This window comes from Stenotrophomonas panacihumi (assembly GCF_001431645.1).
GTDB lineage: Bacteria > Pseudomonadota > Gammaproteobacteria > Xanthomonadales > Xanthomonadaceae > Stenotrophomonas_A > Stenotrophomonas_A panacihumi.
Window position 1 is genome coordinate 1 of the sequence record NZ_LLXU01000103.1, and the last position, 15,716, is coordinate 15,716.

The following is a 15,716-nucleotide window of genomic DNA, read 5'->3' on the forward strand; positions in this document are numbered from 1 at the left end:
TTGCGGTGCGGTGGGCTGGCCTGCGCGGGCCAGCCCACCGCACCGCAACAATCCGACCCCGTACGGTCATTACGCAGCACGTTGCGCGCAGTTCGCTGCATGTTGAGGAAGATGCCACCCACCGGCAAAATTTCCACCCAAGTCACATTTGTGCCGTGAGCATGAATTTTCCGTGACGCGGCCCTTAAACCTGAGTAGATTCTGAATATCGGCTTTGCGGGGTGACCTTCAGGCCTTGCCGCCGATATCGCAAAGAACCCTACTCAGGAGAGAGAGCTAGTGGCAGTCAACCAGCGAACCAAACGGGTCCTGCAGCGCTCCGCGCTCAGTCTGGCCCTCGGCATCTGCTTCAGTCCCACGCTGTACGCGCAGTCCAACACCTCCGGCGCCATCTTCGGCCAGGCCGGCGCAGGCTCCACCGTCCAGATCCAGAATCCGGCGACGGGCTTCTCCCGCTCCATCACCGTCGGCAACGACGGCGCCTACCGCTTCTCGGCCCTGCCGACCGGCAGCTACACCGTCACCTACACCGGCACCGACGGCAGCACCTCGACCCGCGAAGGCGTCAACGTCAACGTCGGTACCGGCACCTCGGTGAACTTCGCCGGCGGCCGCAGCGATGCCTCCACCCTGGATACCGTGCAGGTCCGCGCCACCTCGGCGGTGAACCCGATCGACGTCTCCTCGGTGGAATCGACCACCATCCTGACCGCCGAACAGATCGCCAAGATCCCGGTCGCGCGCGACGCCACCTCCGTGGCCCTGCTCGCCCCCGGCACCGTGCGCGGTGATACCGCGTTCGGCAACCTGGCCTCGTTCGGTGGCTCGTCGGTCGCCGAGAACCAGTACTACGTCAACGGCTTCAACGTCACCAACTCGTTCCGCAACCTCAACTTCTCGCAGATCCCGTTCGAAGCGGTCGCCGAGCAGCAGGTCAAGACGGGTGGTTACGGCGCCGAGTTCGGCCGCTCCACCGGCGGCGTGGTCAACCAGATCACCAAGCGCGGTACCAACGAGTTCCATGCCGGCGGCAACGTGTTCTACACCCCGCGTTCGCTCAACTCGGACACGGTGAACTACTACTATCGCAACCCGCTCGCCCCGGATGACGTGGGCACGCTGGCGCAGGACAACTCCAACGTCGACACCAACCAGTGGATCACCTCCGCCTGGGCGTCCGGCGCGCTGGTCAAGGACAAGCTGTTCGCCTACGGCCTGGTCTCCTACGGCGATACCGACAAGGGCCTGGCGGGCACGCCGTTCGGCGACAAGCCGGCCGACGAGGAAACCAAGCGCCCGACGTGGCTGGTCAAGGTCGACTGGAACATCAACGACAGCAACAAGCTGGAGCTGACCGGCTTCAACGACACCAGCAAGATCGACACCGACGTCTACAACCCCGAGACCGGCGAGTACATCGGCACCCGCAAGCAGGAAAACGGCGGCCAGAACTGGATCGGCAAGTACACCGGCTACTTCACCGACACCTTCACCATGTCGGCGCTGTACGGCCATGGCGAGTTCAAGCGCAAGGACGGCGCGCGCACCGCGACCGGTTTGGACGTCTCCTACAGCGGTGACCTGAACGACCCGGCCTCCGGCTGCCCGCGCATCCTCGACGTGCGCCCGACCTACCGCCAGGACCTGACCGGCGGCGAGATCACCTCGTCGTGCAACATCACCAACGACGCCATCGACCGCGCCGACTCCAAGGACACCCGCGACCAGTTCCGCCTGGACTTCGAATGGTCGCTGGGCGATCACCTGATCCGCTTCGGCTACGACCGTGACGACTACGAGTCCATCGCCGGTACCTCGATCGAAGGCGGCCGTTACTGGCGCTACTCGACCGTCAACCCGGACGGCGTGGTGAACAACGGCGACGAGTACGACATCGTCCGCGAGCAGATCACCAACCAGGGTTCGACCGTCAAGCTCAAGCAGTGGGCGATGTACGTCGAGGACAGCTGGAACATCACCGACACGTTCCTGGCCTACCTCGGCGCGCGTTGGGATACCTTCGAGAACTACAACGGCGAAGGCCAGCAGTACGTCAAGATCGACAACCAGTTCGGCCCGCGCCTGGGCTTCAGCTGGGACGTGCTGGGTGATTCGTCGCTGAAGATCTACGGCAACGCCGGCCGTTACGCCCTGCCGCTCACCCCGAGCGTGGCCGTGCGTGGCGCCAGCGCCTCGCTGTACACCCGCCAGAACTACTTCTACACCGGCGTGGACCCGGTCACCGGTGCGCCCACCGGCCTGACCCCGCGCGGCGGCCTGCAGTACATCAACGGCGAGTTCGGCGAACCGAAGAACCCGGCGACCATCGCGGCGACCAACCTCGACCCGATGTACCAGGACGAGTACATCCTGGGCTTCCAGAGCCAGATCACCGACCACCAGGCCATCGGTGCGCGCGGCATCTACCGCAAGCTCAAGGCCGCCATCGACGACAACTGCGATTACACCCCGATCTACGACGCCGCCGTCGCCGACGGCCTGACCCCGAACATCCCGAACGCCGGCTTCCCGTACTGCCGCATGTTCAACCCGGGCGAAGATTCGGTGTTCCTGACCGACGTGGAAGGCAATGGCGTGCTCACCGAGTACACCATCCCGGCCGACCTGCTGTCGCCGAAGGCCAAGCGCGAGTACAAGGCGCTGGAACTGTTCTGGGACGGCAGCTGGGAGAAGTTCTTCTTCCAGGCTTCGTGGACCATGTCCTGGAACAAGGGCAACACCGAAGGCGGCGTGAAGTCGGACATCGGCCAGGGTGACACCTCGGTCACGCAGGACTTCGACTACAAGGAACTGATGGTCGATTCGTACGGCTACCTGCCGAACGACCGCCGCCACAGCGTCAAGATCTTCGGCAACTACCAGTTCACCGACGAATGGTCGCTGGGTGCCAACATCCTGGTGCAGTCCGGCCGTCCGCAGAACTGCCTGGGCGTGCTGTACCCGTACCACGGTGGCATCCACCCGTACGGCTCCTCGTTCTTCCGTTGCGGCACCACCGAAGCCGGTGGCGCGGACGGTCCGTCCGAGGCCGTGCCGCGTGGCACCTACGGCCGCCTGCCGTGGACCAACTCGCTGGACCTGAACGTCGCGTACCTGCCGCAGTGGGCCCCGGGCCTGCAGTTCAAGATCGACGTGTTCAACGTGTTCGACCAGCAGAAGGTCACCGCGGTGTCCGAAGTGGCCGAAGACGGCACCACCGGCGCGCCGCTGAACACCTTCGGCGTCTACCGCAGCACGCAGGCACCGCGTTCGTTCCGCTTCATGGTGCAGTACGACTTCTGATCCACCGCGGTTTCATACCTAGAAGCTATACGGCTCTTTTACTCCGACGGCCGCCGCAAGGCGGCCGTTTTTTCCCGGGCCGGTTCTGGAACGACGAATGCAAGACAGGCTTGACCAGCTCTGGCGCGAAGGCCAGGCACATGAAAGCAAGGCGGACCACCAGGCCGCGGGCGAAGCCTACGCCGCCATCCTCGCGCTGCACCCACAACACGTTCCCGCGTTGCTGCGGCTGTCGCGCTTCGCGCAGGAGCGCAATGCTTATCCCCAAGCCCACCAATACGCCTTGCGCGCGGCCGACGCCGTGCGCCTGGGCGGCAGCAAGCGCCTGCTCGCGTACGTGACGCTGCGCCTGCTCGACTTCGCCGAAGAGGCCGAAGTTGCCTCCACCATCCTCGGGGCCGACTGGCGCGATGCCGACGTGCTGCGGCAATCGCCCTCGCTGGCCCAGCACCTGTGGCTGGCCGGCCGCTACGAAGACGCACAACGCCTGCTGGATGCGGTGGAACCGCAGACCGGCGCGCATCCGCTGCTGCGCTTCACCCGTGGCCAGCTGGCGCAATATCTCGGCGACATGGACGGCGCCGCCACCCATTACGAATCCGCGCTGGCCCTGGCGCCACACCTTCCGGACGTTCACTGGGCCATCGCCAAGCTGCGCCCGACCGGCGCGCCGGCGCGCGTGACGCGCCTGCGCCGCGCCCTGGCCGCCACCGCCGACGACCACGCCCGCGCGCAGCTGGACTACGCGCTGTTCCATGAGCTCGATGCCGCCGACGAACGCGAGGCCGCCTGGGCGGCGCTCGTCGACGGTGCCGCGCGGATGCATCGCCTGCATCCGGACGCCCTGCAGGCCGTGCGCCACGCACGGGCCGAGCGGTTGATGGCCAGCGACTGGGCACCCGCGGCGCAGGCGCCGGCGGCCTCGCAGCCACGCCCGATCTTCATCCTCGGGCTGCCGCGTTCGGGCACCACCCTGTTGGACCGCATGCTCGGCAACCACGGCTGGGTGAGCAGCGTCGGCGAGCGCAACGACCTGATCGCCGCGGCCAGCGAAGGCGCCGGCCAATTCTTCCCGGGCCTGTGCCACGTCGAAGATCCCCTCGCCTTCCTGGCGAAGCAGAACCTGCCGGCGATCGGCCACGCCTACCAGCAGCGGTTGCGCCGCGCGGCGCCCGCCACGGCCGCGGCCATCGACAAGCATCCGCGCAACCTGTTCGAGCTGCCGCTCATCCTCGGCGCGCTGCCGCAGGCCCGCATCGTGTGCGTGCGCCGCGACCCGATGGACGTGGCGTTCTCCAATTTGAAGGAGCTGTTCCAGGGCGGCGCCTACGCCTACAGCTACGACCTCGACACGCTCGCGGCGGAAGTGCGCCTGGCGCAGCGCTGGATGACCCATTGGGCGCAGCGCGTGCCGGCGCAGGTGCATGTGGTCGACTACCGCGCGCTCGTCGAAGACACCGAGCGCACGCTCGAAGGGCTGCTTGCCTTCCTCGAACTGCCGGCGTGGCCAGGCCTGGCGCATCCGGAACGCAACGCGGCCCCGGTCAGCACCGCCAGCAGCGTGCAGGTGCGCAGCGCGGTCCATCGCGGCGCGCTGGACGCGTGGCAGCGCTACGCCGAGCCACTGGCACCGTTGGCCGCGCGCCTGGAGGACATCGCGCGATGAACATGGCCGCCGGCACGCAGATCGCCACGCTCGTCGCGCAGGCCGAGCAGTTCGCCGCGCAGGGCGACTTCGCCCGCGCGATCGCCTGCCACCAGCGCATCCTGGACATCGCCCCGGGGCGCGTGGACAGTTTCCTGCAGCTCTCCTACCTCTACTCGCTCGCCGGCCACCATCGTGGCGCGGAAGCCTGGATGCAGCACGCGCAGGCCAGCCCGCAGGCGACGCCGCAGCAGCTGGCCGCGATGATCCCGCGCCTGCGCACGTTCAACGACATCCCGGCCCTGCGCAGCGTGCTGGCCCGCCTCGGACCGCCGGCGCGCATGCCGGTGCCCGCGCTCATTACCGCGGCCTCGCACCTTACCTATGCCAACCTGCCCGAGGAAGCCATCGCCTACCTCGACGAAGCGAAGCGGGCGGATCCGGATTACCCCCCCACCCTGCTCGCCCGCGCGCAGGTGCTGATGTATCTCGGCCGGTTCGACGAGGCCGAGCAGGATGTGGTGCGCTCGCAGCGGCGTGCGCCGGAAATCGCGCAGGGTTACTGGCTGCGCGCGGCGCTGAAGCGCCAGACGGCCGAGCGCAATGGCGCGCAGGCCATCCGCCGCGAACTGGCACGCGCCGGGCGTTCGGCGGCGGACCAGGCGCTGCTCGAATTCGCGCTGCATAAGACGCTGGACGACCTACACGAATACGACGACGCGTGGGCCGCGTTGATGCGCGGATGCGCGCACAAGCGCGCGACGCTGGACTATGACGACGCGCAGAACCAGCGCCTGTTCGACGCACTCCACGCCATGCCGGCGTTGCCGCGGGCCGACGTCGTCCACGAGGGCGCGCGCCCGCTTTTCATCGTGGGCATGCACCGCTCCGGCACCACGCTGCTGGAGCAGATGCTGTGCGGCTCGGAGGACGTGAAAGGCATCGGCGAGCTGTACGACTTCACCAGCGCGATGCGCCACGCTACCGACCACCATTGCCGCGGCGTCGTCGACGAAGAGATCGTGCGCCGGGCGCCGGACGCGGACATGGCCGCCGCCGGCGAGCGCTACCTGCGCAGCACCGCATGGCGCCTGGCCGGCGAGCGATGCTTCACCGACAAGCTGCCGTCGAACTTCCTCAACATCGGCTTCATCGCCGCCGCACTGCCGCAGGCGCGCATCCTCCACATGGTGCGCGACCCGGTGGAGACCTGTTTCTCCAATCTTCGCGAACTGTTCTCCGAAGCCAACCCGTACAGCTACGACATGCACGAGCTGGCGGATTACCACCAGCGCTACCAGCGCCTCATGGCGCACTGGCATGCGCAGTTCCCCGGCCGCATCCTCGACGTCTCCTATGCCCGCCTGCTGCGCGAACCGGAGGCGGTGATGCGCGAGGTCGCCGACTTCTGCGGCGTCGCCTACAGCCCGCAGATGCTGCACAGCGAAGGGCGCCAGCGTGGCGTCGTCACGGCGAGCGCCGTGCAGGTTCGCGCACGCCCGAGCGTCTCCGAACGACCCAAGTGGTCGCCGTATGCCGCGTCGCTCGCCCCGCTGATCGAGCAATTGCAACGCGGCAACTGACAAACGTGAGCGGCTCAGGTAGCTATACGCAGGCGTAACAAAACGCCGGCGTATTAAGGCTTTTTTCACTACTCACTCACCCAGAAAAAACCAAATTCGCCGGCGTCGGCGCCCCCTCCCGACATATTCGCCAAGTTCCGCCATTCCTTGTCAGGAGAGAGCCGTGAATAGCCATGTCCCGCAACATGCGGCGCGCCGTCGCACGCCATTGTCCGCCGCCCTGCTGGTCCTGCTCGCGCCGACCGCCGCGCTGCCCGCCTTCGCGCAGGAAGCCGAAGCACCGACCAACCTGGACCGCATCACGGTCACTGGTTCGAATATTCCGCGTACCAATACCGAAACCCCCTCGCCGGTGCAGGTGGTGACGCGCCAGGACATCGACCGCACCGGCAAGACCACTGTCGCCGAGTACCTGCAGACCCTCACTTCCGACGGCGCCGGTTCGATCCCCAAGACTTTCGGCAACGGCTTTGCCGGTGGCGGCGCCGGCATCTCGCTGCGTGGCCTGGGCGCCGGTTCCACGCTGGTGCTGTTGAACGGCCGCCGCATGGCGACGTACGGCCTGGCCGATGACGGCCAGAAGGTGTTCACCGACCTGAGCACGATTCCGCTCGATGCGGTCGAGCGCGTGGAAGTGCTCAAGGATGGCGCCTCGGCGATTTATGGTTCGGATGCCATCGCCGGCGTGGTGAACATCATCCTGCGCACCGACTTCACCGGCGCGATCCTGCGCGGCTCCTACGGCATGTCCGACGACAGCGACGGCAATGCCCGCAAGGCCACGCTGACCGCCGGTACCGGCAATCTCGCCGAAGACGGCTGGAACGCGTTCTTCAGCCTGGATGTCGGCAAGACCGACGGCATCAAGGCCTCCGACCGCGACAACCGCAAGTGGATCGGCACCGGCGACCTGCGCCCGTGGGGCTACAGCGCCGGCGGCAGCCAGTTCCTCGGCGGTGCGATCACCGGCGGCGGCACGGGCGGCGGCAATTCGCAGGTCGGCAGCGTGTTCGTGCCCGGCACCGACCCGGCCACGCTCACCTCCCTGCCCGGCTGTGCGCAACTCTCCAACGTGAGCCCGCAGGATGCCGGCGGTGGCTGCCTGTGGGACATGGCCGACTGGCGTGACCTCACGCCCGAGGAGAAGTACGTCAACCTGTTCGCGCGCGGCACCTTCGCCATCGGCGACAGCTCGGAGATCTACACCGAGTTCGGTTACTCGAAGAAGGAAACCGTCTTCCACAACACGCCGTCGAACGTGTCCGGCGCCTGGGGTTACCCCGGTGGCCCTGTCAACGCGAACAGCGGCCCGGGCGCGGTGGTGCTCGGCGTGGGTCATCCGGACAATCCGTATGACGAACCGGTGCGCGTGCGCTACAACGCCGCCGATGTCGGCGGGCGCGTGACCGACAACACCAACGAATTCTTCCGCTTCCTGGCCGGCATCAAGGGCACCTGGGGCGATTGGGACTACGACACCGCCTACCTGCATTCGTCCACCAACCTGGTCAACAAGCGCACCGGCTTCCTGCGCTACAGCGCCGTGCAGTGCGCGCTGGGCAATGCGGCCTGCCCCGGTGGCGTGTGGAATATCGGGCTGGGCTCGGATGCCAATCCGCAGAGCCTGTATGACTACATCTCGCCGGAGATCCGCGCCTACGCCAAGTCGAGCCTGGACATGTTCGACTTCACCGCATCGCGCGGCATCTATGACCTCAAGGGCGGCCCGCTCTCGCTGGCGTTCGGTACCGAGTGGCGGCGCACCACCAACTCGCTGACCCCGCAGACGTATACGGATGTCGGCGACATCATCGGCCTGGGCTACTCGGCCTACGATGGCACGCAGAACGTCTACGCCGGCTACCTGGAGTTGTCCGCGCCGGTCCTCGAATCGCTGGAACTCTCGGCGGCCGTGCGCTATGACAAGTACGAAAGCGGCGACGACGCAGTGAAGCCGAAGTTCGGCTTCAAGTGGAACCCGATCGACTGGTTCGCCCTGCGCGGCACCTACGCCGAGGGGTTCCGTGCCCCGAACCCGGCCGAGAACGGCGACGGTGGCCTGGCCGCCTTCTCCAACGCGCTGGACCCGGTGCGCTGCCCGAACGGCACCCCCGCTCCGGGCGGCACGCCCGACGACTGCGGCCTGCAGCCGGTGGCGATCATCACCACGCCCAACCCGGACCTGAAGCCGGAAGAGTCCAAGAGCTACAGCCTGGGCATCGTGCTGCAACCCACGCGTACCACCTCGATCACCGTCGATGCCTGGCGCATCAAGCGCACCAACGAAATCGCCCAGGGCTCCACCGCCGACGCCATCGCCGCCGGCGACGTCCTGCGCGATACCGACCTGCTCAACGGCGTCCCCGGCACCGGCACGATCCTGGCGATCAACACGCAGTACGTGAACGCCAACTCCTCGGAAGTGGAAGGCATCGACACCGACATCCGCCAGGACATCCCGATGGGCGCCTATGGCGACATGCGCCTGGACCTGCAGTGGAGCCACATCAAGAAGTTCGAGCGCACCGAGGGTGACATCACCCACGAATACGCCGGCACGCATGGCAACTGCGACGTCACCAACTGCATCGGCACCCCGAAGGACCGCGTCAACTTCGGTGCCACCTGGAACTACAACGCCTGGACGGTGAGCGGCATCGTCAACTACATCAGCAGCATGGACAACACGCCCGAGACCGGTGGCAGCAAGGACGAAACCTGCCTGAACTTCCGCGCCGACGGCTCGCCGGCGCCGGGCGACTGCGAGCTGGCCTCGTTCACCACGTTCGACCTGTCGGCCAACTGGAAGGCGACCGACGCGCTGGAGATCTTCGGCTCGGTGCAGAACGTCTTCGACCGCACCGCCCCGCTCGACCCGGCCACGTATGGCGCGATCAACTACAACCCGCTGCACTTCAGCGGCGCGATCGGCCGTTATTTCACGGTGGGCGCGAAGTACACCTGGAACTGAGCGAACAAGGCATTACTTCACATGGCCCGGGCAGCGATGCCCGGGCTTTTTCTATCAGCACTCACGCAGCGCGCTTTCCTATCCCCACGCGCCGAACGATCAAGCCCGATGGTAAGGATGGTTAGCCAGCATCGCCGCAGCGCGATACAGCTGCTCGGCCACCACCAGCCGCACCAGCATGTGCGGCAAGGTCAGCGGCCCGATCGACCACCGCTCGTCGGCCACCTTCAGCACTTCGGAAGAATGCCCTTCCGGCCCACCGATCAGGAACGCCAGGTCGCGCCCCAGCGTCCGCCAGTGCTCCATCCGCTGCGAAAGCTGCTCGGAGCTGTACGGCTTGCCCGGTACATCCAGCGCCACCACGTACGGCTGCTTGGGCAGCGCGGCAATCACCCGCCGTCCCTCGTCGTCGATGGCCCGTTGCGGATCGCGCCCCTTGCCCCGCAGGCCCGGCTCGATCTCCACCAGCTCCAGCGGCAACCAGTGCGACAGCCGCTTCTGGTACTCGGAAAACCCCTGCGCCACCCAGGACGGCGCACGCTCGCCGGTGGCGATCAAACGCGCCTTCATCGCCGTGCGGTCAGACGTCCTGCCCGGACTCGGCCGGCGGCTGGTCGCCCACCGTCCACAGGCGCTCCAGCGCGTAGAACTCGCGCACGCGCGGCAGCATCACGTGGACGATCACGTCGCCCAGGTCCACCAGCACCCACTCCGCCTCGCGCTCGCCTTCCACGCCCATCGGCATCAGCTCCAGGCGCTTGGCGAACTTCACCACCTCGTCGGCGATGGACTTCACATGGCGCGTCGACGTACCCGACACCACCACCATGTAGTCGGCCACGCTGGACTTGCCGCGCACGTCGATCTCGACCACGTCCTTGCCCTTGAGCTCCTCGATGGCCTCGCGGACGGTCGCGAGCAACTTCGGCACCGACGGCGGCGGGGTGGGAATCTGGGTCTTGATGACTTGGGCTTGGCTGGTCAAAGCGGGCAACTCGATGGGAATGGCGCGGATTATAGGCAAATGGCGCCGGCAGCGCGTTCAGGCTGGCCGGGACGCATACAACTGGCGGGCCTGGATGTATCGCGCGACGGCCGCCGGCACGAGGCCCTGCCATGCGCCGTGGCCGGCGATTTCCTCGCGTACCTGGCTCGCCGATTCCGCCCGCAGCGGCTGGTGCAGCCGCCACAGGCACCCGGCGGGATGCTGCCGCAGCTGGTCCGCATCGCTGGCCCACCGGCTCCGCGCCCAGGCGCCCAGTTCGACCGGCAATGCCGCGTCCAGCGCGCTGCCCGGACGCTCGGCGATCACCAGATGCGCCAGCTCGCCGATCTCGCGCCAGCGATGCCAGGTGGGCAGCCCGATGAAACTGTCCGCGCCCACCAGCCACGCCAGCGGTCGCGTCGGGCCGAAGGCGCGACGCAGTTCGCGCAGCGTGTCGTAGGTATAGGAGGGCCGATCCAGCGTGCGCGCGCGCTCGATCTCGCGCAGGTCCAGCCGCAGGCCCGGGATATCGGCAATCGCCAGCGCGATCATCTCCGCACGCTGCGCGGCATTCGCGCCGGGTGCGGCGCGATGCGGCGGGTCGGCGGCGGGAATCAACCACACCGGCGCGTCGAATGCATCGCGCGCCGCGCGGGCAACCGCCAGGTGGCCGTCATGGATGGGGTCGAACGTGCCGCCGTAGCACAACCGCAGCGTGTCTTCGGCGTCCGGGGCGTGCATCGCCGCGGCGTGGCTCAGGAGGCCACCAGCAGGCGTACCGCGCGCGCCTCGGAGACGGCCAGCAGCAGCCGTTCCAGCGCCACCCACGCATCGCCGTCGCCCCGCCCCTTGGCGATGCGGTCGACCTTGGACGCTTCGGCCACGAAACGCTCCCAGCGCCGCGGCTCGGCATGCCGGGCCAGCGCGCGCTTGAACGGCGCCTGCCGGGACTCCCAGATGCCCTGCGCCTTCATCTCGCCGGCCAGGTTGCCGCCACGCGCCTGCACGCGCGCAAGCGCGGCGGTGCGCAGCAGTTCCTTGATCAGGATCGGCATCAGCGCGGCCACCGCCTCGCCTTCGCCGCGCAGGCCGGCGAGCATGCGGCCCACCGCGGCCGGCTGGCCAGCCAGCGTGGCCTCGGCCAGGCGGAACACGTCGTAGCGTGCGGCGTCGGCCACCAGCGACTCCATCGCCGCCAAGTCCAGCGCCTGCCCATCGGAAAGCAGCGCCAGCTTGTCGATCTCCTGCGCGGCGGCCAGGAGGTTGCCCTCCACGCGCTCGCTCAGGCGCTGCACGGCGTCGGCATCGGCCCGCAGGCCCTTGGCCCGCAGGCGGCGCTCGATCCATTCCGGCAGCTCATGCGGCTTGATCGCCCAGGCCACGGAAATCGTGCCGATGCGCGCGATGGCGTCGGCCCACTTGCCGTGATGCGCCTTGCTCCAGTCGTTGGCGGTGATCAGCAGCACCACGTCCGGCGGCGGATTGGCGCAGAACGCGCTGATCACCTCCGCGCCGTCCTTGCCCGGCTTGCCGCTGGGCATGCGCACTTCCACCAGGCGCCGCGCACTGAACAGGCTCGGCGCGTTGAAGCTTTGTTCGAGCTGGTTCCAGTCGAAATCGCGGCCGTCGGCATCGAACACCTCGCGCTCGCCGATGCCCTCGGCGCGCGCGCGGGCGCGCAGCGCGTCGGCGGCTTCCAGCACGCGCAGCGTCTCCGGGCCAGCCACCAGGTAGACCGGCTGCAGCGGCTGCCCAGTCTGGCCGGCGAGTTGTTCGGGCCTGAGTTCCATCGACGCCGTCCGGGTGCGCCGCGCTTACTGCGCCGGCGGCTGGACGGGCGGCTGCACGGGCGCGGCCGGCGGCGTGCCGTCGGAAGGCGTCGGGTTCTCCAGCGACTCGCCGTGCTCCAGGCGCGCACGCACGACGCTGTCGATGCGGCGCATGATCGAGGCGGCCATCTCGCGGCGCAGTTCGTTGGCCAGGATCTCGCGCTCGGTCGCGGTGCCGGTGGCATCTTCCGGCGGGGAGACGTAATCGCGCGAGAGCTCGATCACCTGCTGCGGCACCAGCACCGAACCATCGGCACGCAGCAGGGTGAAGATCGCCGCGTAGCGCAGGCTGTACTCCTGCGCGCGGCCTTCGGCGTCGATGGCGATGGGCAGGTCGCCCCAGCGCTCGGACAACACCTGCAGGGTGGCGAAGCCGGTCTTGGCGTCCTCGTCGGCCAGGGTGGCGCCGGAGGCGGTCAGGCCTCGGTTGAGGATCTTCACCAGCTCGCTGTACGGCGACGCCGACTGCACCCGGACCGCCGGCGTATCGGGCGGCAGCGTGAGCTTGTTGCGCAGGTGGAAGCCGCAGGCGCTCAGGCCCAGCGTGAGGGCGAGCGCGGCGAGGAAGGTAAACGGAGCTCGGATCATGGAAGACAGTCTGGGGCAGCGGGCGGTGGGCGGCAACTTGCGGACGCGCCCTCCCGGGCGCGCGATGCATCGCAGCGTGCCCGAGGGGGCGTGAACGCGGCTTGAGGCCGCCGCGTCCGGATCAGGCGGCGACGATGTTGACGATCTTGCCCGGCACGATGATGACCTTGCGCACCGTCAGCCCTTCCAGGAACTTGGCCGCGTTCGGTTCGGCCTGGGCCAGCGCCTCGACCTGCTCGCGCGCCGCGTCGGCCGCCACCTCGATGGTGCCGCGCAGCTTGCCGTTGACCTGCACCGCCAGGGTGAGGGCGTCGCGCACCAGCGCGGCGGCGTCGGCCTGCGGGAAGCGCACGTCTTCCAGCAAGGCCTCGCCGTGGCCCAGCACCTGCCACAGCGCGTGGCTGGCATGCGGGGTGATCGGGTTGAGCAGCAGCACCATCGCCTCCAGCGCTTCCTGGCGCACGGCACGGCCCTGGGCGCTGTCGTCCTCGAACTTGTGCACGGCATTGGAGAGCTCCATCACCGCCGCGATGGCGGTATTGAAGCTGTGCCGGCGGCCATAGTCGTCGCCGACCTTGCCGATGGTCTCGTGGGTCTTGCGGCGCATCGCCTTCTGGTTGGCATCCAGCGCGGCGGCTTCCAGCGCCGGCGCGCTGCCGCCTTCGGCGTGCTTCTCCACCTGCGTCCACAACCGGCGCAGGAAGCGCGCCATGCCGTCGACGCCGGCCTCGTTCCATTCCAGCGACTGCTCCGGCGGCGCGGCGAACATGGAGAACAGGCGCACCGTGTCGGCGCCGTACTTCTCCACCATCGTCTTCGGGTCCACGCCGTTGTTCTTGGACTTGGACATCTTCTCGGTGCCGCCGATCTGCACCGGCTGGCCGTCGGACTTGAGGACCGCGCCGGTGATGCGCGCGCGCTCGTCGCGCTGCACTTCCACGTCGGCCGGGTTGATCCAGTCCTTGGAGCCGTCCGCGTTCTGGCGGTAGAAGGTCTCGGCGATGACCATGCCCTGGGTCAGCAGGTTGGTCGCCGGCTCGTCGCTGTCCACCAGCCGCGCGTCGCGCATGAGCTTGTGATAGAAGCGGAAATACATCAGGTGCAGGATCGCGTGCTCGATGCCGCCGATGTACTGGTCCACCGGCAGCCAGTAGTTGCCGCGCTTGTCGACCATGTCGCGCGCGCCCGGCGAGGTGTAGCGCGCGTAGTACCAACTCGACTCCATGAAGGTGTCGAAGGTGTCGGTCTCGCGCTCGGCCGGCTTGCCGCACTGCGGGCAGGTGGTCTTGCGCCATTCCGGGTCGGTCTTGATCGGCGAACCGGTGCCGCTGAACTGCACGTCCTCCGGCAGCACCACCGGCAGCTGGTCTTCCGGCACCGGCAGCGCGCCGCAGCTGGCGCAGTAGATCACCGGGATCGGGCAGCCCCAGTAGCGCTGGCGGCTCACGCCCCAGTCGCGCAGGCGGTAGTTCACGCGGCGCTGGCCCTGGCCCTTGCGCTCGAAGCGCTCGGCCAGCGCCTCGAAGGCACCGGCGTAGTCCAGGCCGTCGAACTCGGCCGAGTTCACCAGCTCCAGCTCGCGGGTCTTGTCGCCGTACCAGTCGTGCCAGGTGGTCGCATCGTACTGCTGCTCGGCCTCGGTGCGCGGCGACTTCAGCGCGACGACCTGGCGGATCGGCAGCTGGTACTTGTGGGCGAATTCGAAATCGCGCTGGTCATGGCCGGGCACGGCCATCACCGCGCCGGTGCCGTAGCCCATCAGCACGAAGTTGGCGACCCACACCGGCACCTGCTCGCCGGTGATCGGATGCACGGCCTTCAGGCCGGTATCCATGCCGCGCTTTTCCTGCGTTTCCAGCTCGGCCTCGGAGACGCCGCCCTGCTTGAGCTCGGCCAGCAGCTGCGCCAGCGCCGGGTTGTGCGCGGCGGCGTGCTGGGCCAGCGGGTGTTCGCCGGCGATGGACACGAAGGTCACGCCCATCAGCGTGTCCGGGCGCGTGGTGAACACGCGCAGCGGTTCGAGCGCGGCGCCCTGGGCGTCGACCACGTCGAACTGGATTTCCAGGCCCTCGGAGCGGCCGATCCAGTTGCGCTGCATCGTCTTGACCGATTCCGGCCAGCCCGGCAGCTCGTCCAGGCCGTCCAGCAGTTCCTGGGCGTAATCGGTGATGCGCAGGAACCACTGCGGGATCTCGCGCTTTTCCACCAGCGCGCCGGAGCGCCAGCCGCGGCCGTCGATCACCTGCTCGTTGGCCAGCACGGTCTGGTCCACCGGGTCCCAGTTCACCACCGCATTGCGGCGGTAGGCCAGCCCCTTGCGCATCAGACGGGTAAACATGCGCTGTTCGTGCACGTAGTACTCGGGGCGGCAGGTGGCGAACTCGCGCGACCAGTCGATCGCATAGCCCAGCGACTTGAGCTGGCTGCGCATGTGGTCGATGTTGGCGTAGGTCCACTTCGCCGGGGCGGTCTTGTTCTTGATCGCCGCGTTCTCGGCCGGCAGGCCGAAGGCGTCCCAGCCCATCGGCTGGAGCACGTTCTTGCCGATCATCCGCTGGTAGCGGCTGATCACGTCGCCGATGGTGTAGTTGCGCACGTGGCCCATGTGCAGCGCACCGGACGGATACGGCAGCATCGACAGGCAGTAGTACTTCGGCTTGTCGGAGGTCTCGTCGACCTCGAAGGCACGGGTGGCGTCCCAGAACTGCTGGGCGGCGGTTTCGACCTGCTGCGGGTCGTAGGCGTGGGTTTCGGCGGACATGGAAGCGGTCAAAAACGCGGCGGCGCAAAGCGGTACAGGGTACCGCAGGCG

General features: G+C 68.1%; 10 protein-coding genes. 4 read left to right on the forward strand and 6 right to left on the reverse strand.

What is annotated here, in order from left to right; genetic code table 11:
- The first annotated feature begins 279 nt into the window (after nucleotides 1-279).
- The 4 genes from ARC20_RS13535 (at nucleotide 280) to ARC20_RS13550 (ending at nucleotide 9,502) form a co-directional block, all read left to right on the forward strand.
- Complete coding sequence (locus ARC20_RS13535) at nucleotides 280-3,303, forward strand: TonB-dependent receptor (protein WP_057647999.1); 3,024 nt, start codon at nucleotides 280-282, stop codon at nucleotides 3,301-3,303.
- Between the two features lie 97 nt (nucleotides 3,304-3,400).
- Entirely contained in the window at nucleotides 3,401-4,969 is a 1,569-nt protein-coding gene (locus tag ARC20_RS13540; RefSeq protein WP_057648001.1) for a tetratricopeptide repeat-containing sulfotransferase family protein, read from the forward strand.
- Nucleotides 4,966-6,531, forward strand: coding sequence for a tetratricopeptide repeat-containing sulfotransferase family protein (locus tag ARC20_RS13545; RefSeq protein WP_057648003.1), 1,566 nt, complete (start codon nucleotides 4,966-4,968; stop codon nucleotides 6,529-6,531). Before ARC20_RS13540 ends, ARC20_RS13545 begins: the two co-directional genes overlap by 4 nt.
- Before the next feature lie 163 nt (nucleotides 6,532-6,694).
- Complete coding sequence (locus tag ARC20_RS13550; protein ID WP_057648005.1) at nucleotides 6,695-9,502, forward strand: TonB-dependent receptor; 2,808 nt, start codon at nucleotides 6,695-6,697, stop codon at nucleotides 9,500-9,502.
- Nucleotides 9,503-9,601: 99 nt separating this feature from the next.
- Here ARC20_RS13550 and rlmH read toward each other — a convergent pair whose 3' ends face one another.
- The 6 genes from rlmH to leuS form a co-directional block, all read right to left on the reverse strand.
- A complete protein-coding gene (rlmH, locus tag ARC20_RS13555; RefSeq protein ID WP_057648007.1) occupies nucleotides 9,602-10,072 on the reverse strand; it encodes a 23S rRNA (pseudouridine(1915)-N(3))-methyltransferase RlmH in 471 nt (156 codons plus the stop codon).
- Between the two features lie 10 nt (nucleotides 10,073-10,082).
- Complete coding sequence (gene rsfS / locus ARC20_RS13560) at nucleotides 10,083-10,487, reverse strand: ribosome silencing factor (RefSeq protein WP_057648009.1); 405 nt, start codon at nucleotides 10,485-10,487, stop codon at nucleotides 10,083-10,085.
- A gap of 57 nt (nucleotides 10,488-10,544) precedes the next feature.
- On the reverse strand, nucleotides 10,545-11,228 hold the full coding sequence (gene nadD / locus ARC20_RS13565) for a nicotinate-nucleotide adenylyltransferase (protein WP_057648012.1): 684 nt from the start codon (nucleotides 11,226-11,228) through the stop codon (nucleotides 10,545-10,547).
- A gap of 14 nt (nucleotides 11,229-11,242) precedes the next feature.
- The gene (gene holA / locus ARC20_RS13570) at nucleotides 11,243-12,277 is read right to left on the reverse strand and encodes a DNA polymerase III subunit delta (protein ID WP_057648015.1); all 1,035 of its coding nucleotides are present in this window, start codon (nucleotides 12,275-12,277) and stop codon (nucleotides 11,243-11,245) included.
- Between the two features lie 24 nt (nucleotides 12,278-12,301).
- Nucleotides 12,302-12,904 carry an LPS-assembly lipoprotein LptE gene (locus ARC20_RS13575; RefSeq protein WP_057648018.1) on the reverse strand — a complete coding sequence of 201 codons (603 nt, stop codon included), beginning with the start codon at nucleotides 12,902-12,904 and terminating at the stop codon, nucleotides 12,302-12,304.
- Nucleotides 12,905-13,025: 121 nt separating this feature from the next.
- Complete coding sequence (gene leuS / locus ARC20_RS13580; RefSeq protein WP_057648020.1) at nucleotides 13,026-15,665, reverse strand: leucine--tRNA ligase; 2,640 nt, start codon at nucleotides 15,663-15,665, stop codon at nucleotides 13,026-13,028.
- Nucleotides 15,666-15,716: the final 51 nt, after the last annotated feature.